The sequence below is a fragment of the Puniceibacterium sp. IMCC21224 genome (genome assembly GCF_001038505.1).
Classification (GTDB): domain Bacteria; phylum Pseudomonadota; class Alphaproteobacteria; order Rhodobacterales; family Rhodobacteraceae; genus Puniceibacterium.
On the sequence record NZ_LDPY01000002.1, the window covers coordinates 230,136 to 255,048 of the forward strand.

At 58.3% G+C, this 24,913-nt stretch carries 23 protein-coding genes; 16 read left to right on the forward strand and 7 right to left on the reverse strand.

Annotation, left to right across the window (positions count from 1 at the left end):
- Positions 1 to 11 precede the first annotated feature (11 nt).
- Complete coding sequence (locus IMCC21224_RS20535; protein WP_053079116.1) at positions 12 to 1,025, reverse strand: sialic acid TRAP transporter substrate-binding protein SiaP; 1,014 nt, start codon at positions 1,023 to 1,025, stop codon at positions 12 to 14.
- 144 nt (positions 1,026 to 1,169) lie between these two features.
- On the opposite strand from IMCC21224_RS20535, the gene IMCC21224_RS20540 reads away from it, so the two are divergent.
- The 8 genes from IMCC21224_RS20540 to IMCC21224_RS20575 all read left to right on the forward strand — a co-directional run bounded on the left by IMCC21224_RS20540 (position 1,170) and on the right by IMCC21224_RS20575 (position 9,082).
- Complete coding sequence (locus IMCC21224_RS20540) at positions 1,170 to 2,714, forward strand: UxaA family hydrolase (RefSeq protein WP_047997648.1); 1,545 nt, start codon at positions 1,170 to 1,172, stop codon at positions 2,712 to 2,714.
- Positions 2,711 to 3,700 carry a GntR family transcriptional regulator gene (locus IMCC21224_RS20545; protein ID WP_231582164.1) on the forward strand — a complete coding sequence of 330 codons (990 nt, stop codon included), beginning with the start codon at positions 2,711 to 2,713 and terminating at the stop codon, positions 3,698 to 3,700. The genes IMCC21224_RS20540 and IMCC21224_RS20545 overlap by 4 nt, the downstream gene beginning before the upstream one ends.
- A 163-nt stretch (positions 3,701 to 3,863) precedes the next feature.
- Positions 3,864 to 4,184, forward strand: a complete 321-nt coding sequence (locus IMCC21224_RS20550; protein ID WP_047997447.1) for a YciI-like protein — start codon at positions 3,864 to 3,866, stop codon at positions 4,182 to 4,184.
- A gap of 126 nt (positions 4,185 to 4,310) precedes the next feature.
- Complete coding sequence (locus IMCC21224_RS20555) at positions 4,311 to 4,586, forward strand: hypothetical protein (protein ID WP_047997448.1); 276 nt, start codon at positions 4,311 to 4,313, stop codon at positions 4,584 to 4,586.
- Between the two features lie 252 nt (positions 4,587 to 4,838).
- Positions 4,839 to 5,897 carry an ABC transporter substrate-binding protein gene (locus tag IMCC21224_RS20560; RefSeq protein ID WP_231582165.1) on the forward strand — a complete coding sequence of 353 codons (1,059 nt, stop codon included), beginning with the start codon at positions 4,839 to 4,841 and terminating at the stop codon, positions 5,895 to 5,897.
- A 71-nt stretch (positions 5,898 to 5,968) separates the two neighbouring features.
- A complete protein-coding gene (locus tag IMCC21224_RS20565; protein WP_047997450.1) occupies positions 5,969 to 6,727 on the forward strand; it encodes an ABC transporter ATP-binding protein in 759 nt (252 codons plus the stop codon).
- Between the two features lie 4 nt (positions 6,728 to 6,731).
- Entirely contained in the window at positions 6,732 to 7,538 is an 807-nt protein-coding gene (locus tag IMCC21224_RS20570; RefSeq protein WP_047997451.1) for an ABC transporter permease, read from the forward strand.
- A 32-nt stretch (positions 7,539 to 7,570) separates the two neighbouring features.
- The gene (locus IMCC21224_RS20575; RefSeq protein ID WP_047997452.1) at positions 7,571 to 9,082 is read left to right on the forward strand and encodes an amidohydrolase family protein; all 1,512 of its coding nucleotides are present in this window, start codon (positions 7,571 to 7,573) and stop codon (positions 9,080 to 9,082) included.
- A gap of 34 nt (positions 9,083 to 9,116) precedes the next feature.
- On the opposite strand, the gene IMCC21224_RS20580 is transcribed toward IMCC21224_RS20575, so the two are convergent.
- Complete coding sequence (locus IMCC21224_RS20580; RefSeq protein WP_197089269.1) at positions 9,117 to 11,237, reverse strand: calcium-binding protein; 2,121 nt, start codon at positions 11,235 to 11,237, stop codon at positions 9,117 to 9,119.
- Between the two features lie 433 nt (positions 11,238 to 11,670).
- Between IMCC21224_RS20580 and IMCC21224_RS20585 the strand changes: the two genes are divergently transcribed.
- Genes IMCC21224_RS20585 through mnhG form a run of 6 tightly spaced genes read left to right on the forward strand, consistent with a single transcriptional unit; the run spans position 11,671 to position 17,594 of the window.
- Complete coding sequence (locus tag IMCC21224_RS20585; RefSeq protein ID WP_047997453.1) at positions 11,671 to 14,550, forward strand: monovalent cation/H+ antiporter subunit A; 2,880 nt, start codon at positions 11,671 to 11,673, stop codon at positions 14,548 to 14,550.
- A gap of 1 nt (position 14,551) precedes the next feature.
- Positions 14,552 to 14,908, forward strand: coding sequence for a Na+/H+ antiporter subunit C (locus IMCC21224_RS20590; protein WP_047997454.1), 357 nt, complete (start codon positions 14,552 to 14,554; stop codon positions 14,906 to 14,908).
- Entirely contained in the window at positions 14,905 to 16,446 is a 1,542-nt protein-coding gene (locus IMCC21224_RS20595; protein ID WP_047997455.1) for a monovalent cation/H+ antiporter subunit D, read from the forward strand. The genes IMCC21224_RS20590 and IMCC21224_RS20595 overlap by 4 nt, the downstream gene beginning before the upstream one ends.
- Before the next feature lies 1 nt (position 16,447).
- Positions 16,448 to 16,948 carry a Na+/H+ antiporter subunit E gene (locus IMCC21224_RS20600; RefSeq protein ID WP_047997456.1) on the forward strand — a complete coding sequence of 167 codons (501 nt, stop codon included), beginning with the start codon at positions 16,448 to 16,450 and terminating at the stop codon, positions 16,946 to 16,948.
- Positions 16,945 to 17,232, forward strand: coding sequence for a K+/H+ antiporter subunit F (locus tag IMCC21224_RS20605; protein WP_047997457.1), 288 nt, complete (start codon positions 16,945 to 16,947; stop codon positions 17,230 to 17,232). Before IMCC21224_RS20600 ends, IMCC21224_RS20605 begins: the two co-directional genes overlap by 4 nt.
- Positions 17,229 to 17,594, forward strand: coding sequence for a monovalent cation/H(+) antiporter subunit G (gene mnhG, locus IMCC21224_RS20610; protein WP_047997458.1), 366 nt, complete (start codon positions 17,229 to 17,231; stop codon positions 17,592 to 17,594). The genes IMCC21224_RS20605 and mnhG overlap by 4 nt, the downstream gene beginning before the upstream one ends.
- Before the next feature lie 245 nt (positions 17,595 to 17,839).
- On the opposite strand, the gene phnE (IMCC21224_RS20615) is transcribed toward mnhG, so the two are convergent.
- From phnE (IMCC21224_RS20615) to phnD, 4 genes are all read right to left on the reverse strand, one after another.
- Complete coding sequence (gene phnE, locus IMCC21224_RS20615) at positions 17,840 to 18,652, reverse strand: phosphonate ABC transporter, permease protein PhnE (protein ID WP_047997459.1); 813 nt, start codon at positions 18,650 to 18,652, stop codon at positions 17,840 to 17,842.
- A complete protein-coding gene (phnE, locus tag IMCC21224_RS20620; protein WP_047997460.1) occupies positions 18,649 to 19,455 on the reverse strand; it encodes a phosphonate ABC transporter, permease protein PhnE in 807 nt (268 codons plus the stop codon). Before phnE (IMCC21224_RS20620) ends, phnE (IMCC21224_RS20615) begins: the two co-directional genes overlap by 4 nt.
- Entirely contained in the window at positions 19,455 to 20,273 is an 819-nt protein-coding gene (gene phnC / locus IMCC21224_RS20625) for a phosphonate ABC transporter ATP-binding protein (RefSeq protein ID WP_047997461.1), read from the reverse strand. Before phnC ends, phnE (IMCC21224_RS20620) begins: the two co-directional genes overlap by 1 nt.
- A gap of 69 nt (positions 20,274 to 20,342) precedes the next feature.
- Positions 20,343 to 21,293 (reverse strand): phosphate/phosphite/phosphonate ABC transporter substrate-binding protein, encoded by a 951-nt coding sequence (gene phnD / locus IMCC21224_RS20630; protein WP_047997650.1) that lies wholly within the window; start codon positions 21,291 to 21,293, stop codon positions 20,343 to 20,345.
- A gap of 346 nt (positions 21,294 to 21,639) precedes the next feature.
- Here phnD and IMCC21224_RS20635 point away from each other — a divergent pair, with 346 nt between their 5' ends.
- On the forward strand, positions 21,640 to 22,656 hold the full coding sequence (locus tag IMCC21224_RS20635; protein ID WP_231582166.1) for a siderophore-interacting protein: 1,017 nt from the start codon (positions 21,640 to 21,642) through the stop codon (positions 22,654 to 22,656).
- A gap of 45 nt (positions 22,657 to 22,701) precedes the next feature.
- Here IMCC21224_RS20635 and IMCC21224_RS20640 read toward each other — a convergent pair whose 3' ends face one another.
- Positions 22,702 to 23,670, reverse strand: a complete 969-nt coding sequence (locus IMCC21224_RS20640) for a LysR family transcriptional regulator (protein ID WP_047997462.1) — start codon at positions 23,668 to 23,670, stop codon at positions 22,702 to 22,704.
- A 167-nt stretch (positions 23,671 to 23,837) separates the two neighbouring features.
- On the opposite strand from IMCC21224_RS20640, the gene chvE reads away from it, so the two are divergent.
- The gene (chvE, locus tag IMCC21224_RS20645; protein WP_047997463.1) at positions 23,838 to 24,902 is read left to right on the forward strand and encodes a multiple monosaccharide ABC transporter substrate-binding protein; all 1,065 of its coding nucleotides are present in this window, start codon (positions 23,838 to 23,840) and stop codon (positions 24,900 to 24,902) included.
- Positions 24,903 to 24,913 lie beyond the last annotated feature (11 nt).

Genomic DNA, 24,913 nt, shown 5'->3' on the forward strand with positions numbered 1-24,913 from the left:
CGCAAGCCTTATCAGATGGCTTGGACCTGTTCATATTCCGCCGTCGACCACGGCAGGTCGTCACCGGTCAGCATCGGCTCGACCGCGGCCTTGAACGCATCGCGATCAACCTCGTTCACCGTTGTACCCGCGTCCCGCAGTGTCTGGACCAGCGCCTCCTCCTCGGCGCGCACGTCGCCGGTGCACTGTGCCATCGCGTCCTGGAACACAGCCGAGAACACCTCTTTGTCCGCATCCGAAAGCCGTGACCAGAGCGGTCCGCTTGTCTGCGCAACCAGCGTGTCGATCATGTGATCGGTCAGCGCGACATGGCTCTGCACCTCGTGGAACTTTTGCGCATATATTGTCGGCAGCGGGTTTTCCTGCCCGTCCACGGCGCCCTGCTGCAGGGCCAGATATACCTCGGAAAAGGAAATCGGCGTGGGGTTCGCCCCAACCGCGCGCGGATAGATCAGATAGAGGGGCACGTTGGGCACACGCAGCTTCATCCCCTTCATGTCCTCAGGCGTTTCGATCAGCCGGTTTGAACTGGTCTGGCGCTGACCATAATAGACGCTCGCCATGGCATGCAAACCGGACCGCTGGTTGTATTCAGTCATCACATCCGCGCGGGCCGTGCTGTCACGGTAGGCGGACCAGTGATCGAAGTCGCGGAACATCATCGGCCCACCGATGATTGCCATCGGGCCAAACGTCCGGCTTGCCGAAGCGCTGCCGGTCAGGCCCATGTCGATTGTGCCCAGCGTCATACCCTGAAGGATATCCACTTCGCCACCCAGCGAAGACGAGGGAAAGACCTGAATGTTATAGCGCCCGTCTGTCTGTTCGCGGATCTGATCAGAGGCCCAGACGCACCATTTATGGAATGGCTGTTGCTCGTTAAAAATATGCGCCATGCGCAGTTCAGTTTCCTGCGCGAAAATCGGCGTGGCGCCGAACCCCAGTGCCGTAGCGGCGCCAAAGGCCCCCGTTCGCTTGAGAAACCCGCGTCTCCCGAGCCCCGCAGTCGTTGCGTTTTTGTTCATGTCTTTCCTCCCTTTTAGCAAAGTATTCCGCTCCACCCGACGCGATTCTGGCCAGCGCCGTCCCTCAGTCGGCAAAATACCGGTTGACTTGGGCGCAAGCTGGCATAAATGTTTTCTGCATGCAACAATCATTTTGGAGTCAAAATGCCATCCCAGCCCGATGTCGCGCCGTTGATCTGTCTCAGCCCGGATGACAACGTGGGAGTGGCGCGGTCGCTGATCCCCGCCGGTACACCGCTTGCACTCGACACCGCGCGCTTTTCGGCGGCCGTCGATATTCCGAGCGGGCACAAGGTCGCACTCCGTCGCATTGAAGTGGCCGAGACAGTGCGCAAATACGGTCAGGCCATTGGCGTGGCGACAGCCGATATCATGCCCGGAGATCACGTACACCTTCACAATATGGCGATGCAGGACACCGTGGGCACGCATGATTTTGCCACCGATGGCGGGCCGACGCCGCTCTTGCCTGCGTCCGAGCGAAAGACGTTCATGGGCTATTTGCGCGCCGATGGGCAGGTGGGCACCCGCAACTATATCGGCATAGTGACTTCGGTAAACTGCTCGGCCACGGTGGCGCGGGCGGTTGCGGATCACTTCAACCGCTCGGACGAACTTGCGGCCTGGCCGAATGTGGATGGGGTCGTCGCGCTGACGCATGGATCTGGCTGCGCGATGAGCACAAAGACCGAAGGCTACGCCATACTACAGCGGGTGCTGTCCGGCTATGCGCAGAACCCTAATTTTGCCGGCATTCTGATGATCGGCCTCGGGTGCGAGACCAACCAAATAGCGCCTATTGTCGAAAAATTCGGCCTCAAGGAAGGCGCATTTTTGCGTACGATGACCATCCAGCAGCTTGGCGGGACGCGCCGAACCGTCAAGCAGGCAAGCGAAATGATTCGCGAAATGCTGCCCGAAATCAGCGCGATGCAGCGTGAAGAGGTGCCGCTATCCGGTCTGAAGCTGGCCCTGCAATGCGGCGGATCGGACGGCTATTCGGGGATCTCTGCCAACCCTGCCCTTGGGGTTGCCTCAGATCTCGTGGTGCGCAATGGCGGCACCTCGGTGTTGTCGGAAACGCCGGAGATTTATGGCGCTGAGCATCTTTTGACGCGGCGCGCCGTTACTCCGGCGGTTGCGCAAAAACTGATGGACCGGATCGCATGGTGGCGCGCCTATACCGAGCGTCACGAGGCAGAACTCAACAACAACCCCAGCCATGGCAACAAGCTTGGCGGACTCACCACCATCCTGGAGAAATCGCTGGGCGCTGTTGCCAAAGGCGGGACCATGCCGCTGATGGCGGTCTACGAATACGCTGAACTGGTCCGGACGCCGGGGTTTGTCTTTATGGATACACCCGGATACGATCCGGTGGCTGTGACGGGACAGGTGGCGGGCGGCTGCAACCTGATTGTCTTTACCACTGGACGTGGTTCCGTTTCGGGGTTCAAGCCTGCGCCCTGCATCAAGGTTGCGACCAACACCGAAATGTACACACGGATGGACGAGGACATGGATATCAACTGCGGCGGCATCGTCACTGGTGACGACAGCATCGAACAGGCCGGCCAGCGATTGTTTGACATGATACTCGACGTTGCGTCGGGCCGACATACCATGAGCGAGGATCAAGGCTTTGGCGACAGCGAATTCGTGCCGTGGCAAATCGGTGCGGTTACTTGAGGCCAGCCGTTTCCTCTGTCGACCGAACGCCGGTCTATTCCACGATTGCCGATCACATCCGCACCGCAATCGACACTGGCACGCTGCCCGAAGGAACGGTGTTGCTCGAGGGACCTCTGGCGGTGCTGTTTCGATCCAGCAGATCACCGGTCAAGCAAGCCTTGCTGCTTCTTGAGTCCGAGGGACGCCTTGCGCGTTTTGAGGGCCGCGGGCTTGTTGTCGGGCAAGGGTCCGCGCCGCAGCGCCGACAACTGACCCCGAGCATGATCGGCCTGCCCGAGCATGCGTTGGCCGAGGTCCGCGCCCCGGCTTGGCAATCGCTCTGGTACGAGTTTGAACGCGACATCATTCTGCGATCGCTTTTTGGCGAAGGGCGGATCAACGAACTGGCGCTGGCACGGCACTTTGATGTCGGCCGGACTGTTGCGCGCGATCTTTTGCTGCACGCGCAGACCATTGGCATCGTGGCGCGGGACGACCGCGAACGCTGGTCGCTGGTACCCTTTGATCTGGCCCGCTTTGCCAATCTCTACGAGTTGCGGTTGATGCTGGAACCCGCCGCAATCCAAAGCGCCGTGGGCCGCGTTGCACCATCCGATCTTGACAAGATGGTGGCGCGCTGCAAGAGCGCGGCCGAGCACTATCCGCAGGTTGAGGGCGAGCTGCTGGACCGGCTTGAAACCGACTTGCATATCGACTGCGTCGCGCACGCCGCCAATCCGGAACTGCCGCGCGCACTGTGGCATAGCCGCAGCATGCTATTGGCAGGCAAACACATTCAGGACGCCGCCAGCAGGATGCCCGCACGCATCGACCCGTTTATGGGCGAACATCTCAAGGTGCTGCGCGCCATGTCTGAGGGGCGTCCACATGCCGCCCGGACGGCAATGGAGGACCACCTGGAATCGTCGCGCGACAAGGCCGCACACCGGTTTGAGATGTTCCGCAGTCAGAGCGAAGTCTATCCCCTCGGGTATGTGACCTGACCAACCCACCCCGTTTTCAAACCGTGGCATTCTGCGACAAAGACGCCAGGGCTGCTCACTCAGGTGACTGAGACCTTCAAATACCGGCGCTCGACGCGCCGGGACATCCCGCACCGCAACCGGAGGGGCGTTCCATACATCCGGTCAATTCTGAGAGGCTTCCATGCGTCACTTTCTTCTGTTTTACGACCTCGCTCCTGACTATGCCGAGCGTCGCGGCGCGTATCGCGACGCCCACCTTGTTCACACCTGGGCCGCCAGCGATCGTGGCGATCTGGCGTTGGCGGGGTCGCTTGCCGATCCGACGGATACCAATGTGCTGTTCTTCAAGGGGGATGGCCCGGAAGCGGCCGAGGACTTCGCTCGGACAGACCCGTATGTTCTGAACGAAATCGTCACCGGGTGGCGGGTCCGGGAATGGATGACTGCGGTTGGCAAAGAGCCAGCGTCGATGGCCCCCCGCCCCCAGATTACTTCAACCTGAAGCTGCGTCCGCGACGTTTCAACGCCCCTGCCCAGTCTGGCCTGAACAGACGGCCGACACGCGGCGATCCTTGCAAATGGCGGCTTGTTAATGTGACAAAACGATACGCGCCATTTTAGTCAGGCAGTGCGGCACCTGATAAACCTGCGACAACTTGCTATCGGTGCGGTTCTGCTACCTGCTTGTCCGCTGGTCGAAGAGGGTATCGGCGTCGCCGTTGTCGATCGGATGACCTATGTCGCGGGACAGTTCCCCAACGTCGTAGCGGTATCGTTCACCAGCATGATGGAAACCAGCCGAGTGATGATCAGCCATGCGCGAAAGCATGCGTTATCGCGCAGTAGCACCATCTTTATTGAGAGATACCTGCGACATCGTCTGGATGCCCTGAACTCTGGTTAAGACGCCGGACGGCTCCTGATTGAGGTTTAAAAATGGGCGCGTCGCCTATTTGATGTGCATTCATTCATCGCGAGAGCATGTCACCCTCTCGCCTCTGCATGCTTTTCACAAAGCACCAAAGAGGTCAAAGCCCATCAGGGCATGGGTTTGCGCCCATTGATGTTGATACTGAATAACCTGAAGTTATTCTACTGAGCTTTTAAATAATTTGTCGTGATGGACGGCCGGTGTCCAACGTTATGACTAGCGTAATTGCGCAATGAAAAACGAAGCCAGCTAACAGGAAAATTAATGTTGACCCTTTGCAAACATACTAACAGGTCCATGCCCCTTGGTTCAGTCGCAAGCGCAGCCCTCTTGTCCGTCACGATGGCCCTGCCTGTGGCGGCTCAGGAAATCCAGAATGTCAGCTTTATTCTGGATTGGATTCCGTCCGGCGAAATGGCCGCCTATTACTCGGGTGTTGCCAACGGCTTTTTCGAAGAAGAGGGCATCAACCTGTCGATCAGCCGCGGCTATGGCTCGTCTGACACCGTCGCGAAAATCGCAGGCGGCGTTGCCGACTTCGGGATTGCCGACATCGCAGCGGTCTTCACAGGCCGCGCAGTTGCACAAGCGCCGGTCAAGGCGATCAGCGCGGTTTACACGCATTCACCCCATTCGCTTTTCGTGCTTGAAAGCAGCGGCATAGACGGCTTCGACGACCTGGAAGGCAAAAGCATCGCCGTTTCGGCGGGAAACAGTCACCGGCTGTATTTTCCGGCCGTCGCAGAGCGGTCCGGTATTGATGCGGACAAAATCAAATGGGTGACAGCAGATGCGTCATCAATGGCGGCCTTGTTGATCGCCAAACGTGTTGACGCGGCCCCGTTCTTTTCGATCCACGAATATTATCAGAATAAGGCCGCCGAAACGCAGGGCGAAAAGATCAAGGTTCTTCCCTTTGTCGAGGCAGGGTTTGCAATCTATTCGACCTCCGTGATCGCCACTGAAGAGACGCTGGAAAAAGACCCGGAACTAGCCAAAAAATTCCTGTCAGCTTTGCAGAAATCTCTGGTGTGGGCGAATGACAACATTGACGAGGCATGCGACCTGCACGTGGCAGCCGTTCCCGAAGTGGCGCTGGATGACTGCGTGGGCAGCCTGACCGCGATGCTCGCCTTTGTGTTCAACGATTCTCAAGAAGAATTCGGACTAGGTCGGTTCGGGCAAGACCGCCTTGATTTTACTTACAAGCAGGTCGCCGCTGCGCAGGATCTGGCCACGGATTTTGATACGTCGACAGCGATCGACGAAAGCTATCTTCCGTAACTTCGGACAAATTCGCATCTGTCCTATGTCCGGCCCCCGCACGAGGGGATCGGAACAATGAAAGACCCCAAATGACCAACATTTCCATCGACGGGGCCACAAAGGTCTTCAATTCCCGCGACGGTGAAAAGATAGTCGCGTTGCAGGACGTGACTTTGGCGGTCCGCCCCAATGAATTCATCTCACTTGTGGGGCCGTCCGGCTGCGGAAAGTCGACGCTGTTGCGCATGATCGGGGGGCTTTTGCCGACGACCGATGGTGCTGTTTTGATCGACGGAAACGTCGTAGACGGACCACAGATCAAATGCGGTTTTGTGTTCCAAAAGGCAACATTGCTGGATTGGAAAACAATCCTGGAAAATGTGCTGTTTCCATTGAATGTTTTGAAAACCCGCACGTCGGCCTCGGTAGACAGCGCACGGGAATTGCTGGCCTTTGCCGGACTATCTGATTTCGAAAGCAAATATCCGTCGGAGCTTTCGGGTGGAATGCAGCAACGCGCCGGTATTTGCCGGGCTTTGATGCACGATCCGGATATCCTGCTTATGGACGAACCCTTTGGCGCCCTCGACGCGTTGACGCGCGAGGATATGTCGCTCGAACTTTTGCGGATTTGGCGGGAGCGTCCGAAAACAATCGTGTTTGTGACGCATTCGATTGCAGAGGCCGTTCTTCTTTCTGACCGAGTGGTTGTCATGTCGGCGCGCCCCGGCAGGGTCAGTGAGATTGTTGATATTCCGTTGCCGCGTCCACGCAGCTTCGAAGCGCAAAAAGACGTGCTCTTTCAGGAAAAAGTGGAACACATCCGCTATCTGATCACGGGAAAGTAGAGAAATGGCTGACACAAACATCACATTCGGCCAAGGTCTTCGCCGCATCTGGTTCCGCTCTCAGGGGGTCCTGATGCCAGTGATTACCCTGATCATTCTTCTGGCGATCTGGGAAATCGCAGTCGTGGGTTTCGCGATTCCTGAATACCTTTTGCCTGCGCCAAGCCAGATTTGGATCGCGACCAGCGCTCAGCCGGCTCTGGTCTGGGGGCATACGATGGCGACCCTCAAGACAGTGTTACTGGGTTTTGGACTGTCGATCAGCGTTTCGTTGCCATTGGCATTCGCGCTAACCGCGTCACAGACCGTGGCAAGCGCCGTCTATCCGCTGCTCATCCTGACCCAGTCGATCCCAAAGGTCGCCCTGGCCCCGATCCTTGTGATAGCCCTTGGTGCCAACGAGATGCCGCGCATCATCATCACGTTCCTTGTCGCCTTTTTTCCACTTGTGATAGCGATCACGACGGGCCTTCTTTCTGTTCCCTCAGATCTGGTCGAACTTGGACGGTCCTATCGCGCCTCGCGCTTGCAGCAGATGGTGATGATCCGCATGCCTTATGCAATTCCGTTCATCTTTAGCGGTTTGAAAACAGCGGTGGCCCTTGCTGTGGTGGGGGCCGTCGTCGGCGAATTCGTGACCTCTGATCGCGGTCTTGGCTATCTGATCCAGACCTCGACTGCCTTTTTTCGGATGCCTCTTGCTTACGGAGCGATGCTGGTTTTGTCGGCGATGGGGATAATCCTGTTTCAGCTCGTCGCGGTGACTGAACGGCTTTTGTTCCCGTGGGCCACGGCGAACCGCGAACAGTAATCACTCAACTTTTGAATACGTGGAGAACCGGTATGACCGAGAGTTTCAAAATCATTCGCAACGGTCTTTTGCCCGATGACAAAACCGGTCGCCCGGAGCGCCGCGATATCCTTGTGCAAGACAACCTGATCGTCGAGATCGGCGTACATGGCATGGACGCGCCAATCGGAGCGGAAGAGATCGACGCCGAAGGTTTCCTGTTGATGCCCGGCCTGGTCAATGCGCATTCCCACGGTCACGGTGCATTGGGGCGGGGCCTTGGGGATCGCTGGACCTTGGAGCACCTCCTTCATGCAGGCCCATGGATGAACGGCGGTCGCGAATTGGAAGATATGGCGCTGACCGCGCGCCTGAATGCGGCCGAGATGCTGTTGAACGGCTGCACGTCTGTTTACGATTTGTATTTCGAATTTCCCGGCCCGACGATCCAGACGATAGATGCGGTCGCCGGAGCCTACGAAGAAGTCGGTGTGCGTTCGGTCATTGCACCGATGATGGCTGATTTGTCGCTCTATCAGGCTCTGCCTGAGCTTTTGGCCGCCTTACCAGAAGATAAACGTGCCCGGTTCGAAAATGTGAGGATGGCGCCGACCGAAACGCTGCTATCAACCTGCCGCGAACTTCTGTCCAACTGGCGGTTTGACACGCGCCGGACAAAGATCGCGCTGGCGCCGACGATTCCCCTGCATTGCACCGAAGAGTTTCTGATCGGATGCCGCGATCTTTCGGCCGAATTCGAGGTTGGATTGCACATGCATCTTGCCGAAAGCCGAATTCAGGCGGTTACGGGGATGCAGCGATATGGTCAGACACTGACATCTTACCTGGACGGTCTTGGGATGTTATCGGAACGCTTTACAGGCGCGCATTGTGTCTGGATGGACGATGATGATCTGCGCCGCATGGGCGATAACGGCGCCAGCATCGCGCATAATCCCGGATCCAACATGCGGCTCGGAAACGGTATCTCACCCGCACGCCGCAGTCTTGCGGCAGGGGTAAATCTGGGTATCGGCACGGATGGGTCTAGCTGTTCTGACGACCAGAATATGTTCATCTCCATGCGCCTGGCTTCGTTTGCCTCACGCATTGTCAGCCCTGACACCTCCGACTGGCTGTCGACCCGCGAAGTTTTGGATGCGGCAACCAAAGGCTCTGCCAAGGCTCTCGGCTTTGGCGACAGCATCGGCAGGATCAAAGCCGGGGCCGAAGCGGATATCGTCTTTCTGGATCTTGATTCCATTGGCTTCGTTCCCCTGAACGATCCGGTCAACCAGATCGTCCATGCCCAGGACAGCTCGTCCGTTCGTCATGTCATGGTTGCCGGCGAGATCGTTCTGAAAGATCGGAAATTCACTCGGATTGATTTTTCCAGGCTGCGACACGAGGCCCAGACCGCCGCAGACCGGCTGCTTGCGAACCAGAGCGAACTGCGGGATTTTGCCAGTAGTCTCAACAAATATGTCTCTGGTTTCTGTGTCGGCATGGCGCAAACCCCGTATCACGTGGATCGCTGGTGCAACCACCACAGCCATTCCCAATGACCATGGCGTGATGCACCAATCGGCCGTGCGGCAATCAGATGAAGATGATGTCGTCGAGGGTGAGTTGGGCCGCCGTGATGCCGAGGATCTCGATAATTTGGCCGTCATAGTTCAGAACAACACCGGCCTGTCCATCAATGTCTGCATCCGTCACTGACAGCGCGTCGAGTTTACCCTGAAGGCCGGAGCCTGGCGCATTCACGATGCCAGACGCGTCAAGTCGGAGGGTATCAATATTGTCCTCGAAATCGGTAATGCGGTCCACCGCTTGTTCATCGCTAACGGTCCAGACGAAGGTGTCTGCCCCCGCGCCGCCCGACAGAAGATCACTGTTGACACCCCCGTTCAGGGTGTCGTCGCCAGTGCCACCCACAATCGTATCCGAGCCATCGCCGCCAGCAAGGAAATCGTCGCCTTCATCGCCGGTCAACATGTCGGCGCCCAGACCGCCACCGGCAAAATCATCGCCCGCGCCGGCCTCAATCGTGTCCTGCCCGCTGCCACCACCAAGGTTGTCGTTGCCCGCGCCGCCGTCCACAAAGTCAAAGCCGTAAGACGCACCCATCGTGTCGTTTCCGTCACCACCTGTCAAATGGTCGTCCTCGTTGCCACCCGCGAGCACGTCATCCCCTGCGCCAGCCATGATCGTATCATCTCCGCTGCCGCCGCCGATGGTGTCATTGCCGATACCGGCGTCGATCAAATCCGCCCCGGGCCCACCGCCAAGGCGGTCGTTTCCGTCGCCTCCGCTCAGTGTGTCATCGCCGTAGCCCGCCGCGATGTTGTCGTTGCCGACACCCCCAATGAGCACATCATCGCCGTCACGCCCGATAAGACCGTCGTCACCCGTGCCGCCGTCAAGTGTATCGCTCCAACTGCCACCCTCAAGCCGGTCGTCGCCCGCGTCGCCGCTAAGCATGTTTGGACCCTCGCCGCCCTCAAGGACATCGTTCCCACCACCCCCCGAAAGGGTGTCGGCGCCATCGCCGCCAATGATGGTTTCACCGGCCACACCCCCGGTCAGGCTGTCATCGCCGGGTGTGCCGTCAATCGTCAGCGCAAGTGTTTTGATATCCTGAAAACTCAGGATCTCTCCGCCGATCTCAATCTGTTCCACGTCGTCGGCGACAAAAACAGTGAAATTCGATGTCGGCGTAAGGCCCGCCAGGGTGACTGCATAGGTCTGGACATCGATCCGGACGGTTCCGTCCTCCTCAAGGCTATACTCAGTCTCTGACGTGCGGCTCTCGGACAATTGTGCAGCGTCGTACATCAGCAAAAGGTCGGTTCCGTCGCCACCGAATACTGTGCGGGTGCCATTACGACCTTCGATCGTGTCGTCACCTTCGCCGCCAAAGACTGTGTCGATAACGGGACTGCCGTCGGCGGGAGTCGAGGACCGGATGAGGTCGTTCCCCTCATCGCCATACAGCACGTCGGTGCCCCCGCCACCAAGCAGGGTATCGTCGCCGACACCACCGCGCAGAACATCGTCGCCATAGTTGCCGACAACCTGGTCATTGCCGGCACCGCCCATCAGCACGTTGCCCCATGTCTCAGGCCCGCGCCCGCCACTCACCGTGTCGTCGCCGTCGCCCCCGTCGATCGTATCCGCACCATCGCCGCCATAGATCGTGTCGTTCCCGGAGTTGCCGAACAAGCTGTCGTTGCCGGCCCCACCATCCAGACTGTCGTGCCCCGCACCGCCTGACAGGGTGTCATGCCCATCGCCGCCGTTCAGGTCATCATCATCGCCGCCACCCTCAAGGCTGTCGTTGCCGTCACCGCCGTCAAGGTGGTCATACCCTGCGCCGCCGTCCAGCGTATCGTCGCCATCCCGGCCAAAAAGCCGGTCGTTGCCAGGGCCAGCGGCAAGAAAGTCGTCGCCCGGTCCGCCGTCAAGATAATCTTGCGCCGCGCCACCATCGAGATTGTCGTTGCCGTCGCCCCCGAAAAGGTCGTCTGATCCGTCGTCGCCCTGCAGTATATCGTCGCCGGAATCCCCGCGCAGGAGGTCGTTGTCATCACCGCCGCTGATAACGTCGTCACCGCCACCGCCGAACAAAGTGTCCCTGCTCCCAAGGCCAAAAATGACGTCAGCTGCTGCTGATCCAGCGATGCTATCGGGGGAGGAGGTTCCGTTAAACTGTGGCATCTTAGTAAATCCTGATAGTGCTATATTGACCTTGTTGTACGCCTTCCAAAAGTGCAGACGCATCGGTCCATACGATATCCCGTGTGCCTCGTGAGTCCATGGCGCACGAAGAAAAATTATTTATTCACGGTGCAAGAACAGAAGTCTGAAAACCCGCGTGATCCCATTCATCCTGCCGCTACCACACCGCAATCATCGATCAGCAGACAGTTGCAGGCCTGCCTATCCGCAAAAAAATGGCCGACCGTGGAAGAGAGACTGTCGGGCACAAGCACCTACCCCCACATCCGCGTTGCCGGAAACCAGAAGCACGCCCCAAGAACCAGTTGCGCAACAATGCCTCACCAATGAGGCCTTGTAGGCTGTCGCGTCGTCTGTATAATTTTGGTCTGCTTTATTGCACTTAGACAGACTAACCGGGTAGAGTTTCAACGTGTCACTTTTCTTCATCGTTTCCTTGCCGTTCTTCGGTGCCTTGCTTCCTGGTCTGATGAACGCCGCAGGGCGGTCAGCCTGCGCTGGTGTGACGTTTGCTGTCTCTCTTATTGCGTTTCTGGGTCTGCTGACCAATCTTCCCTCGGTTCTGGCGGGCGAGGTCGTGATGGCCCGGATCGACTGGATGCCACTGCTTGGGCTGAATTTCACGCTTATGCTTGACGGGCTTGGGTTTTTCTTTGCTGTGCTGATCCTTGGCATCGGGCTTTTGATCATCGCATATGCGCGGCACTATCTCAGCCGCGATGACAATATGGGCGAATTCTTTACCTATCTCCTGCTGTTTCAGGGCGCGATGGTGGGCATCGTACTCAGCGACAACATTCTGCTCTTGTTGATCTTTTGGGAGCTGACATCGCTGTCGTCATTCCTGTTGATCGGGTACTGGAAGCATTTGCCAGAAGGGCGACAGGGCGCACGGATGGCCTTGGTCGTGACCGGCATGGGCGGGCTGGCGATGATCGGTGGCATGCTGATCCTGGGTCAGATCGTCGGCAGCTATGATCTAAGCGTCATTTTGCAGCACCGCGAACTGATCCAGGCGGACCCGCTTTATGTTCCGGCGCTGATCCTGATCCTGCTTGGCTGTTTCACCAAATCGGCACAGTTCCCGTTCCACTTCTGGTTGCCACATGCGATGGCCGCCCCGACACCTGTCTCGGCTTATCTGCACTCGGCCACGATGGTTAAGGCCGGGATTTTCCTGATGGCCCGTATGTGGCCGGTGCTGTCAGGCACGCCGGAGTGGATTGGGATCGTGACGACGGCGGGGCTGATCACAATGGTTCTCGGGGCGTTGATCGCCCTGTTCAAACACGACCTTAAGGCGCTTCTGGCGTTCTCGACTGTCAGTCACCTTGGGTTGATCACCATGCTTTTGGGAACCGGCACCGCCTTTGGCGCTATGGCGGCCGTGTTTCATATCCTGAACCATGCCACCTTCAAGGCGGCCCTGTTCATGTCTGCCGGGATTGTCGATCACGAGGCCCACACCCGCGATATTCGCCGATTGGGTGGGTTGCGCAGACTGATGCCAGTGACCTTTATGATTGCGACGCTCGCCGCCTTGTCGATGGCGGGCATTCCACTGCTGAACGGGTTCTTGTCCAAAGAAATGATGCTGGAGGAAACGCTGCACACCACGCTCTTTGGCATGCCGCTGTTGGTTCCCGTGCTGGCAACTATCGGTTCGCTGTTATCCGCCGCCTATTGCTTTCGTCTGATCGGGCACGTTTTCCTTGGGCCGGTGCGCGACGACTACCCGTCCAAGCCGCATGATCCGGGCCCCGGTTTGTGGCTACCGCCCGGCATTCTGGTCACTCTTGTCGTGGTGATCGGCGTCGCTCCGTTTCTGGCCGAGCCATTTGTAAAGATCGTTACCGCATCGCTGCTGGGCATCGAAGCAGACGTTCCTGATGACCATTTCAAGATTTGGCATGGTTTGGTGCCGGCGCTCTATATGTCGATTACCGCGGTGATTGGCGGCGTACTCTTGATGGTTCTGTACCGCCCACTCCTGCGCGCATGGGAAGCGGCGCCGCGACCCGAGGCCAAAGTAATCTTTGACATGATTGTCGAAGGCGCAGCGCGGCTGGCGCAAAAAATCATCTTTGCACTGCACAACGGCGCTTTCACGCGCTACGCTGTCATTGCGACAATTGCGATGCTCGCTGCGGGATTTCATGCGTGGAGCACAGGAACAGTTTCCGCGCCGACACGGGCCATGCAAGCTGCCAACCCCGTGGCCATTGCGGGTTGGGCCATGCTTGTCGCCGCCAGTTGTGCCTTGGTTCTCTTGCACCGCAACCGGCTCTTGTCATTGATCCTGATTGGTATCGTGGGTCTGATGGTTTCGATCGGATTTGTGTATCTGAGCGCGCCGGACCTTGCCATGACACAGTTCACGGTTGAGGTGGTGACGATCATCCTGCTGCTGCTGGCGCTGAATTTCCTGCCAAACTACACGCCGATCGAAAGCTCGGTTCTGCGTCGAGTGCGTGATGGTGTCGTGGCCGTCGCGGGGGGCCTGGCGACATTCGCGCTGGCCTATCACTACCTTTTGCGCGATGCCGTCGGCACGCCAATTTCCGAGTTCCACCTGGCAAACTCGTACAAAGGTGGCGGGGGGACCAATGTGGTCAACGTTATCCTGGTCGATTTCCGGGGCTTTGACACGTACGGCGAAATCATCGTTCTGGGTATTGCGGCCCTGCTGATCTACGCGTTGACGGAAACACTGCTGGACGGCCCGGTGCGCGCGCGTCTGCTGAACCGAAAACCGGATCAACCACGGGCAGGTGACAAGCATCCGATGATGATGGTTGTCCTGACCCGCGTCATCATGCCCGTGGTTCTGATGGTGGGCTTTTACATCTTTCTGCGGGGCCATAACGAACCCGGCGGCGGCTTTATCGCAGGTTTGATAGTCTCTATCGGTGTGGTGATGCAATATATGGCCAGCGGTTTCGCCTGGACCTCTGCGCGACTGAGATACCCTTACCACGGGGTCATTGGCGCGGGTGTGCTGATCGCCGGGTTTACCGGAATGGGGGCGTGGTTTGTCGGCAAACCTTTCCTGACGTCTGATTTCACCTATGTTCGCATTCCGCCTTTTGAAAAATTCGAACTCGCAACGGCGTCGATTTTCGACCTTGGTGTTTTTCTGGCCGTGGTCGGGGCAGTTATGCTGTCACTCGAGAGCTTCTCTCGACTGGCCCGGCGCGCGAATATGAAAGACAGCGAACATCCGATGGACATCGACCCGTCGCGTGATGAACTGCCACTGGATGAACACGATCCGATAAAGGGGGGCGCGTAACATGGAGCTTCTCGTTGCCTCCGCCATTGGCATCCTGACCGCAAGCGGGCTGTACCTTACGCTGCGGTTGCGCACCTTTCCGGTGATCCTGGGTATTTCGCTGCTGACCTATGCGGTGAACGTGTTTCTGTTTGCCTCCGGTCGCCTGACCGTCGGCGCGCCACCAATCCTGGCCGATGGCGTGACGGTGTATACCGACCCTCTTCCGCAGGCGCTGGTGCTGACGGCCATCGTCATTTCCTTTGGGATGACAGCTGTCGTGGTGATGATCAGTCTGGGCGCATATCTTGGAGCAGATGACGATCACGTCGATGATCAACCTGTTCAGAGTGACACCCCGGCGGAGGAGACATCATGATCCACTGGATCATCGCGCCCGTCGTTTTGCCTGCTTTGCTGGCACCGTTTATCGTGTTGGCCGCGCGCTATCACATTCAGATTCAGCGCGCCTTTTCAGTCGGCGGTGTTCTGGCGTTGATCTTCATCGCGGCCGGACTTTGTTGGGAGGTTTCTGACGGCAGCGTCGTACTCTACCAACTGGGCGATTGGGCGGCACCGTTCGGCATCGTGATTGTCGGCGACCGATTGTCGACCTTCATGGTTCTGCTGACATCCGTATTGGCGTTCTTTGTGCTGCTTTACGCCATCGGATCGGGCTGGGACAACAGGGGGTGGCATTTTCACGCGCTCTTTCAGTTTCAGCTTATGGGCATTCTGGGTGCGTTTCTGACCGGGGATCTTTTCAACCTGTTCGTGTTCTTCGAAGTGCTGTTGATCGCCTCATATGGGCTGATGATTCACGCTGGTGGAAATGCAAGGTTACAGGCTGGCGTGCAATACGTGCTTTTCAATCTGATTGGCTCAACGCTGTTCCTGTTTGCCTTGGGCGCGATTTACGCCGAAACCGGCACGCTGAACATGGCCGATCTGGCGCAGCGTGTTGCGATGATCGGTCCGGAAGAGACGGTGGGCATTCGCGTTGCATCGGTTCTACTGTTGCTGGTGTTTGCGATCAAGGCGGCTATCGTGCCTCTGCATTTCTGGCTGCCGTCAAGCTATGCCGAAGCCCCCGCACCGGTGGCGGCGCTATTTGCCATCATGACCAAGGTGGGCGCCTACGCGATCATCCGCGTTTACACGCTGATTTTTCCGCCTGACCTGGATGTCACATCGGGTCTTCATGACCTGTGGTTGCTCCCCGCTGCATTGGTGTCGCTCGCGATTGGAATGGTCGGCGTTCTGGCCGCCAAAAGGCTGGACCGGCTGGTCGCCTTTTCCATCATCGGGTCGATGGGGATGGTGATGGTGTCGATATCACTGTTCACCCCGGCGGGCATCGCGACGGCGCTGTACTATACCGTACATTCGACGCTCGCCGGAGCTGCATTGTTCCTGATCGCAGATCTTGTGCGTACCGGGCGCGGGAATCTGGAACTGACACCGCAACCGCCAATGGCCGGAACTACGCTGACGGCGGCGCTGTTTTTCCTGGGTGCCATTGCGATGGCCGGCTTGCCGCCCCTTTCGGGTTTTCTTGGCAAACTTCTGGTGTTGGAGGCGGCCTATGACACGGATCTGATGGTTTGGATCTGGGCGGTTGTCCTGATTTCCAGCCTGATCAGCATTATTGGATTTTCCCGCGCAGGCAGCATCCTATTCTGGAAGGCCCATAGCATAGAGGTGCCGGACGGCGCAGCTCAGACGACGCCACCAACGATCCTGTCATATGTCTCAGTAGGTGGGTTGTGTGTGCTGCTTGCCGCCCATACGGTCTTTGCCGGGCAGGTACATCGGTACACAACAACCATGGCGGCCCAGTTGTTCGCGCCGGAAACCTACATCTCGACCGTGATCAATACGCCCGGCAAGCTCAGCGAACCGACGGAGGATCACTGACATGACGCGCGCATACCGCTGGCTCTTGCCACACCCATTTTTGACCCTCACTCTGGTGGTCGTCTGGATGCTACTGCAGGATGGGATATCCGCAGGGATGGTTGTGTTCGGGATTATCCTGGGAATCATCATCCCGTGGGTCACGTCAATCTGGTGGCCAGATACGCCCAAGGGATTCCGGCTGGGCAAGATGGTCAGCTATAGCATCATCGTCATGTGGGATATCGTCGTTGCCAATATTCAGGTCGCCTGGATTGTTCTGACGGTCCCGAATACGAAACTGAAACCTGCCTGGATTGTCGTGCCCCTCGAATTGCGCCAACCCGAGGCTATAACGGTGCTTGCGGGCACCATCACCCTTACCCCCGGCACCGTTTCCTCGGACCTCTCCGACGAAGGCCACAGCCTGCTCGTGCATGTTCTGCACACAGATGATCCTGATGCGATACGGGATGACATCAAGATACGTTATGAACGCCGCCTATTGGAAATTTTCTCATGACCTTTGCTATGGGACTTATGAATGCAGCTTTGATCATCGCCTTTCTGGCGCTTGCGCTTGGCCAGCTCATGTCGATGGTGCGGCTGGTGGTTGGGCCGACACCGGGTGACCGAATACTCGCTCTGGATACGATGGTCATCAACGTGTTGGGGCTGGTCGTTGTGTTAGGTATTCATCAGGGCACGCAAATCTACTTTGAGGTGGCGTTGCTGATTGCGATGCTGGGGTTTGTGTCAACGGTCGCTTTGGCGCGCTTCATTTTGCGGGGGGACATTATCGAATGACGTTTCAGATCATCGGAACCTGCGTTGCCGCACTTTCGTTGCTGATCGGATCGGGCTTTGTGCTGGTCGGTGTCATTGGCCTGCTGAAATTCAACGATCCGATGACCCGCCTTCATGCACCGACCAAGGTTGGCACAATCGGAATTGGCATGCTGCTTTTGGCGTCGATGTTAAATGCCTTTGTATCCGGTAAAGGGTCGCTCAATGAACTCTTGATAATGGCATTTCTGTTTGTCACAGCACCGATCTCTGCAAACTTTATCGCAAAGGTCAGTATCCACCGCCGAGCCTGCGCAACCCCGCCGCCACCGCCACTCGACAACACATGGTCAACGCTCCAAACCCCCGAATCCGAGCAGTAAGTCCCAGAGGTCGTGACCCGCGCGTCAAAGACCGGACTGGAAGGGGCGGCGCTGACTGACGCCGGTTTCCAACAGGCTCTGTTGTCTGGCATCTGACTATCAAAGATATCGACACAGCCAACCTGTATTGGTTTGCCCGTTGCAATGCAGTGTCAACCGACCGCGCGACTGTCGTGCCACGTCCGTCGCGGGTGTTTGATCCGAGGTGACGTTGAACTGAGCAGTGTATGAGCACACAAATTCGATCAGATTATCGCATGCCGCACACGTGCAGAGATCCATTCACTCAGCACGACGGTCGCCAGAATCAAAAGCAGGATCACCGAAATCTGGCTCCAGGCCAGGGTGTTGAGAGAAGCCTGCAGCTTGAGCCCGATGCCACCCGCACCCACAAGCCCAAGGATGGTACTTTCGCGGATATTGATATCCCAGCGGAATACGGTGATGCCCCAGAAGGTTGGCATGATTTGCGGCACGATCCCATAGCTCAGAACCTGCGCCCCGCTGGCACCGGTGGCTTCGATTGCTTCAATCTGCGTCGCGTCGGTTTCTTCGATCGCTTCGTACAGCAGTTTCCCAATAAAGCCGATGGATCTGAGCGCGATTGCCACGATGCCGGCCAATAGGCCCGGGCCGATAATCGCCACCAGCAATAATGCCCAGATCAACGAATTGATCGAGCGCGAGGCCACAATGATGAACAATGCGACGGGTCGCAGAAACGCGGCGGAAGGCGTGGTGTTGCGAGCGGCCAGAAAGGCGACGGGCACCGCCATGATCACGCCGCCAATGGTGCCAAGCGTGGCAATGTTAAGCGTGTCCCAAAGCGGCTGCATCAACTCGGGCAGGTAGAACCAGCGCGGCGGCAGCATCCGACCACCGATATCGGCGGCCTGACGCGGCGCATCCTGCACGAAATACCAAATTGTATCCCGCGTCATGATCTGCCAGCAAAAGACGAATAACGCGACCAGCGCCAGCCATCCCCCCCAAAGCAGCAGCCGTCCACGCGGACTGCGATACGACCAAACCTGACTATAATGCGAAATCTCGGTCATTGCAGGAACTTCCGCAGATAGCTTGAACTGTATTCGGCGACCATCACGATGGCGATGATGATCAGAAGGATCGCGCCCGCGCTATCGTATTCATAGCGATCAATTGCCGTGTTCAATGTCGCGCCAATCCCGCCGGCGCCGACGATACCGATCACCGCGCTTTCACGGAAATTGATATCGAGCCGATAGAGCGATAGACCGATCAGCCGCGGCATGACCTGCGGCTGCACGGCATAATTGACCAATTGCGCCCACGACGCGCCGGTGGCGCGCACCGCGTCGGCCTGTGCCTCGTCTATTTCCTCGATATTGTCGGCCAGAAGTTTGGCGATAAAGCCAATGGTGGCAAAGGACAGTGTCAGAAACCCAGCAAAGGGGCCAAAGCCGAACATCGCGACAAAGAAAATCGCGATTATCACCTCTTGCAGGGCGCGGCTGACCGCGACGATCGACCGGCAGATGTAATAGATCCAGCGCGGCGCCAGGTTGCGGGCCGCCCCGATGCCGATGGGGATCGATATCACGATGCCTACCACGGTTGATGTCAGCGTCATTGTCAGGCTTTCGACCAGACCCTGACTGATGTCATACCAGCGGCTGGTAAAGTCGGGTTGCAGAAATCCCATGACAAAGCGTTGCCCACGCTCCAGCCCATCATAGACGCGCGTCCAGTTTACCTCGACCGTACCAACGGCGAGCATCAGATAGACGACGATGGCGATCTGAACCGCCAACCGCCAGCGCCGATCCTTGAGGATCTGCGGCGGGCGGCACCAGGTTGTTGGATAGGACGGCGCAGTCATCAGGTGAGCGCCGCGATACGATCACGGGCGTCGGCCTCGGCGCTGGCCTGTTCTTCGTCGCCCTGGCGCATCGCGTTCCAGTCTTCTTCGCCATAAATCGTGGTCAGGGCCTCTTGGGTCAGTTGGTCGGGCGGGCCGTCGAACACAACCCGGCCTGCGCGCAGGCCAATGATGCGCTGCATGAACTGCTGGGCCAGCGGCACGTCATGGATGTTGACGATGGCTGACAGGCCACGCTCGGCGCAGATTTCGGTAAGCAGCCGCATGATCTGGCGGCTGGTCTTGGGGTCCAGGCTGGCTGTGGGTTCGTCGACCAGCAGCAGTTTGGGATCCTGCGCCAGCGCCCGTGCGATACCGACGCGCTGTCGCTGTCCGCCCGACAGCGCATCGGCGCGGTTGTCAGCCTTGTCCAGCAATCCGACCCGGTCTAGCAACTGATAGGCGCGCTGGATGTCGGCACCGGGATATTTGCGGAGAAAGCTTCGCCAGAATGGCACGTAGCCAAGCCGCCCGGACAGGACATTTTCCATCACGGTCAGGCGCTCGACCAGTGCGTATTCCTGAAAGATCATCCCAATCCGGCGACGCTGCTTGCGCAGATCGGCCTTGCCCAACCGCGCCAGATCGACACCTTCCAGCAGCACCTGGCCGCCGGTCGGTTCCACCAACCGGTTGATACAGCGAATGAGCGACGATTTGCCTGCACCCGACGGTCCGATCAGGCCCAGTATCTGACCTTTGGGGACGGACAATGTGACGTCTGATAGCGCAGCATCGCCCGTCTTATAGGTCTTGGAGAGCGCTTGGATCTTCAACATGCGGGTAACTTTTCAAAAACGCAGACGGGCGGTGATAAACCGCCCGTCTGGTGTTTCGGTCAACAGGGGTCAGTTACAATCGTAGGTGACGCCGGTCGCCTCGTCGATGGTGCGGATCACCGACCATTCGTTTTGGAACGTGATCGGGATGAACTGCTCATCTCCGCTGCGACCAAATTCCTCGGCCAGCTTGCTGCCGTCCCAATCAAAGGAAAAGAACCCTTCCTTGATCTTGTCCTGCAGCTCGGGCGTCAGGTTGTACGCCACGCCATACCCGGTGGTCGGAAAGGTCTGCGAGGTGTAGATTGTGACCAGTTGATCTGCCTTGACGACGTCACGTTCGATCATGCGGCCCTTGACCGAGTTGGCGATCGAAGCGGCCAGGTAGTCCTTGTTCGCCACACCCAGGATCGAGTTGTCGTGTTTTCCTGAAAAGGCGGGTTCGAAATCGCGGCCTGCTTCCATGCCAAATTCAGCTTTCAGGATCGCCGAAGGGGCCTTGAAGCCCGAGTTCGAGGTTTCCGATGTAAAGGCCAGCTGCTTGCCTTTGATATCTTCGACCGTTTCGATGCCCGATCCGGGATAGGTGATGATCTCCATCTCGTAGCCAAAACTGCCGTCCTTGGCCGCCATCATGGCGAAAGGGCGGAAGCCAGCGCATGCCACGGCCAGCGGGTTCGAACCGGTGTTGAAGCCAGCGATGTGCAGCCGACCAGCGCGCATCGCCTCGATCTGGGCAGCGTTCGACTGAACGGGGAAAAACTGGACGTCCTTGCCAGTGACCTCGGACATGTGGTCAAGGAATTCGGCCCAAACCTCGGCATAGACCGCCGGATCCTCGACGGGGGTGTAGGCAAAGATCAGCGTGGAGGGATCGACGAGTTGTGCCGGATCCGTTGGGATGTCTGCGATCAGGTCACCGTCGGCATCAGTGAAACGGTCGTTCAGCTGAAACTCGGCATGAGCAGGCAGAGCAACAGCAAGTAGCGCGGCGGCGGTAAGGCTAGTGGCAGATTTCATGGTTTTCCCCAAAAATTCGATGTTTCCGGGGACCAATATTGACTGTCTGTGACAGTTTCGTGATCTTAGGCGATTTTTGTTTTTGCTCAAACAGGGCGCTGTTTGCGCCGGTCGGAGTAAACCCCGTGATCTATCCGCCGACGACTAACGCCAATCGCCCCTGAACGACATCCGGACAAATCGGGGTGCAAAAGCCACTACATAACCGCTCAGCCGCGATCTCTTTTGAGCATGGCACATATTGGCGAAGCCAGAGGGCTTCACAATATCAGAGTGTTTCACTATGAAATAGACTTCAGCCAGCACCAAGCGAGCAAGCAATCCCTAGAATATGTGCGGCAAAGCAATGACCATACACGAAGGCAAGGCGTATTTCGATCTCCCGGTGGTTCGCGCGATTGACAATTTCATCACCGTGGCACAGGCCAGTGGCCTCGGATACGAGCGCACGGAACAGGCACTGCATGTCATCGGTCCGCTCGGCTCATTCCGGCTGTCGGGCACGGGTCAGGGGACCGCGCTCGTGATTTCATCCGACAGGATAGACAAGCTGCAAGACATGCGCGACCAGATGACAGCGCGGATCACGGCACTTGGCCTCACCCTCAATTGGCAGGATCAAAAGGTCGCAGGGCGCCCCGTGAACCTTAGTTTGGCGCGGATTGAGACGATCACCCGTCTTTCGCCGTCCTATATGCGCATCACCATGTGCGGACCGGATTTGGCGCGCTTTGGCACCGGTGGCCTGCACTTTCGGCTGTTGTTCGGGCCAGCGGGTGCCAATTGGCCACAAATCGACGCTGCGGGCGTGACTCAATGGCCCGGGGGCGGCATGACGGCATGGCATCGCCCGGTTTACACCACGCGCCGTTTCGAATTGCTGGGGTCATCCGGCGCGGCACGGATCACATTTGACGTTTTCCTGCATGACGGCGGCAGGGTCACAGAATGGACCCGCACTGTGCAGCCCGGCGACAAAATCGCCATAACTGGTCCCGGCGGCAGCAAACTGCCAGACCGCAGTGGCTGGCTTGGCGTGATCGGCGACGAAACCGCCGTCCCGGTCGCGGCCCGCCTCCTCGCTGGGGTCGACCCCGCCACCCGCGGCGAGGCGATACTCTTTGTATCTGATCCCGCCGATATCCAGCAACTGGCCCACCCCGAGGGGGTTTCGCTGCGTTGGATCATACGTGGCGGCACCGAGACACCGGTAAGCGCCTTTGATTCGATGGCTTACCCCGAAGCTGATCGCTTTCTTTTTTTCGCCGCCGAACGCCGCGCGGCCGTCGAACTTCGGCCGAAATTGACCGATGCCGGGTTTCAGAAATCCGAATATCACGCTGCGGCATATTGGACGGATTAGACCCTTGGTCCTGCCCAGAGGACGCCGCGGACCCACGATAGCGCCCTACTCCACCCGCGCCAGTTCGGCTTCGATTCCCGCTATCAGGCGATCCGTGGCAGGGGTGCTGGCTTCGCCCGCCCGGCGCACCAGACCATAGGCGACCACGGCGATGTCTTCTGCGACGGGCAAATGTGCCAAACGGCTGCCCAAGGCTGCACGCGCGATAAAGAAATCAGCCGCCTTGCGCGCCAGTGGTGCGACCGCATTGGTGTCGCTGATCATCGCGAGTGTGAACAGGGTCGAGGTTGTGCTGACCGTGCGCGCGGGCAGACCATAGCCGCGCTCCATCAGATAGGCCTCGACTGTGCGGCGCAGCAATCCCCCGGGCGGCTGCATCACCCAGTCGAATTCGAGGCATTGCGCCAGATCCAGCGCGCGACGGCTCAGCAGCGGATGATCCATCCGCACGATCAGCGCCAGCGGTTCCGGTCCAATCGCGCGAAAGGTAAACAGCGACGGGTCCGCCGCATCCGGTACCCGCCCGATATAGACATCCAGATGATAGTTCAGCAGCGATTCTGACATTTCGTCTGAGGTCCCAACCTCAACCGAAATCTCAATCTGCGGATAGCTTACGCGCATTTTGCGGATCACCGGCAGTACAAGATCGAGCGACGGTCCGGTGACCGCACCAACGCGGACATGCCCGCGCATGCCGTGTGTCGTCTCCGATATCCGTTCCTGCGACAGATCAAGGCCGCGCAGCGTGCGTGCCGCCTGATCGGCCAAGATCATCCCGGCCTCGGTCAGACTGACGCCGCGCGTGTGTCGTACATATAATGGCGCGCCGACCAGCTCTTCGAGCTGGCGCAGCAGGCGCGAAGCGGCAGGCTGCGTCATGCCAAGGCGGTCTGCGGCGGCACCCACCTGTTGCGTGGCCGCCAGCGCATCTATCAGCCGCAATTGCGAGAATTTCAGCCCGCGGCGGACCAGATCATGCGGTTTCGCGGGCGCATATCGATTCTGAGACATACCCAACCTGCTATATCAATAAGCCACATCCGAATTTGACCGTTACATCGCTTGCTGACAAGTCTAAGCGCAAGTTTTTGCATCACCCTGTGGAGGAGCCGGGACGCAGAAGCGACAAGACAAGCGTCGCCCAGCAGGGTTGCGCCAAATAGTTCGGGAGGAACAAAATGCATTTTACAAGACGCGCACTGGGCGCGACGGCGCTGGCTGCCCTGATGGTATCGCCTGCTCTGGCGCAAGACAAAGGCACCGTTGGCATCGCCATGCCCACCAAATCCTCGGCCCGATGGATTGCCGACGGTAGCAACATGGTCAAGCAATTCCAGGCGGCCGGCTACGACACCGACCTGCAATATGCAGAAGATGACATTCCCAACCAGCTCGCCCAGATCGAGAACATGATCACCAAGGGTGCCGATGCACTGGTGATCGCTGCCATCGACGGCACCACCCTGACCAACGTGCTGGCCAATGCCGCCGCACTCGACATCCCGGTTGTGGCCTATGATCGCCTGATCCGCGATTCCGGCGATGTGAGTTATTATGCCACCTTCGACAACTTCAAGGTTGGTGTGCAGCAGGCAACCACTGTGGTCGATGGCCTCAAGGAACGCTTTCCGGATGACAAGCCGTGGAATGTCGAGCTGTTCGGCGGCAGCCCGGACGACAACAACGCCTATTTCTTTTACAATGGCGGCATGTCGGTGCTGCAACCTCTGATCGACTCGGGTGATATTGTCATCGGTTCGGGCCAGATGGGCATGGACACCGTCGGCACTCTGCGCTGGGACGGCTCGGTTGCGCAGGCCCGCATGGATAACCTGCTGTCTGCCAACTACACTGACAAAAAGGTCCACGGTGTTCTTTCGCCATACGACGGGTTGTCTATCGGGATTATCTCGTCGCTCAAGGGCATCGGCTATGGCTCGGGTGATATGGCGATGCCGATTGTGTCGGGCCAGGATGCCGAAGTTCCGTCGATCAAGGCGATTCTGCGCGGTGAACAATATTCCACCATCTTCAAGGACACCCGTGAACTGGCAGGTGTGACCGTCGGCATGGTCAACGCCCTGCTCGCCGGTGGCGAACCCGAGATCAACGACACCACCACCTATGATAACGGCGTCAAGGTTGTGCCGTCCTACCTGCTCGAACCGCTACCCGTCACCGCGGCGAACTGGGAAGAGCTGCTGATCGACTCTGGGTACTACACCAAAGACCAGATCGAATAATCTCTCTGTGG

Excerpts from the sequence above, each read along its gene's own strand:
- IMCC21224_RS20565 (WP_047997450.1), top strand. The coding sequence starts at position 5,969 with ATGACCAACATTTCCATCGACGGGGCCACAAAGGTCTTCAATTCCCGC.
- phnE (WP_047997459.1), bottom strand. The coding sequence starts at position 18,652 with ATGACCGAGATTTCGCATTATAGTCAGGTTTGGTCGTATCGCAGTCCG.
- mnhG (WP_047997458.1), top strand. The coding sequence starts at position 17,229 with ATGACGTTTCAGATCATCGGAACCTGCGTTGCCGCACTTTCGTTGCTG.
- IMCC21224_RS20600 (WP_047997456.1), top strand. The coding sequence starts at position 16,448 with ATGACGCGCGCATACCGCTGGCTCTTGCCACACCCATTTTTGACCCTC.
- IMCC21224_RS20605 (WP_047997457.1), top strand. The coding sequence starts at position 16,945 with ATGACCTTTGCTATGGGACTTATGAATGCAGCTTTGATCATCGCCTTT.
- IMCC21224_RS20635 (WP_231582166.1), top strand. The coding sequence starts at position 21,640 with ATGACCATACACGAAGGCAAGGCGTATTTCGATCTCCCGGTGGTTCGC.
- IMCC21224_RS20535 (WP_053079116.1), bottom strand. The coding sequence starts at position 1,025 with ATGAACAAAAACGCAACGACTGCGGGGCTCGGGAGACGCGGGTTTCTC.
- IMCC21224_RS20595 (WP_047997455.1), top strand. The coding sequence starts at position 14,905 with ATGATCCACTGGATCATCGCGCCCGTCGTTTTGCCTGCTTTGCTGGCA.
- IMCC21224_RS20570 (WP_047997451.1), top strand. The coding sequence starts at position 6,732 with ATGGCTGACACAAACATCACATTCGGCCAAGGTCTTCGCCGCATCTGG.
- IMCC21224_RS20640 (WP_047997462.1), bottom strand. The coding sequence starts at position 23,670 with ATGTCTCAGAATCGATATGCGCCCGCGAAACCGCATGATCTGGTCCGC.
- IMCC21224_RS20575 (WP_047997452.1), top strand. The coding sequence starts at position 7,571 with ATGACCGAGAGTTTCAAAATCATTCGCAACGGTCTTTTGCCCGATGAC.
- phnC (WP_047997461.1), bottom strand. The coding sequence starts at position 20,273 with ATGTTGAAGATCCAAGCGCTCTCCAAGACCTATAAGACGGGCGATGCT.
- IMCC21224_RS20540 (WP_047997648.1), top strand. The coding sequence starts at position 1,170 with ATGCCATCCCAGCCCGATGTCGCGCCGTTGATCTGTCTCAGCCCGGAT.
- IMCC21224_RS20550 (WP_047997447.1), top strand. The coding sequence starts at position 3,864 with ATGCGTCACTTTCTTCTGTTTTACGACCTCGCTCCTGACTATGCCGAG.
- phnE (WP_047997460.1), bottom strand. The coding sequence starts at position 19,455 with ATGACTGCGCCGTCCTATCCAACAACCTGGTGCCGCCCGCCGCAGATC.
- chvE (WP_047997463.1), top strand. The coding sequence starts at position 23,838 with ATGCATTTTACAAGACGCGCACTGGGCGCGACGGCGCTGGCTGCCCTG.
- phnD (WP_047997650.1), bottom strand. The coding sequence starts at position 21,293 with ATGAAATCTGCCACTAGCCTTACCGCCGCCGCGCTACTTGCTGTTGCT.
- IMCC21224_RS20590 (WP_047997454.1), top strand. The coding sequence starts at position 14,552 with ATGGAGCTTCTCGTTGCCTCCGCCATTGGCATCCTGACCGCAAGCGGG.
- IMCC21224_RS20580 (WP_197089269.1), bottom strand. The coding sequence starts at position 11,237 with ATGCCACAGTTTAACGGAACCTCCTCCCCCGATAGCATCGCTGGATCA.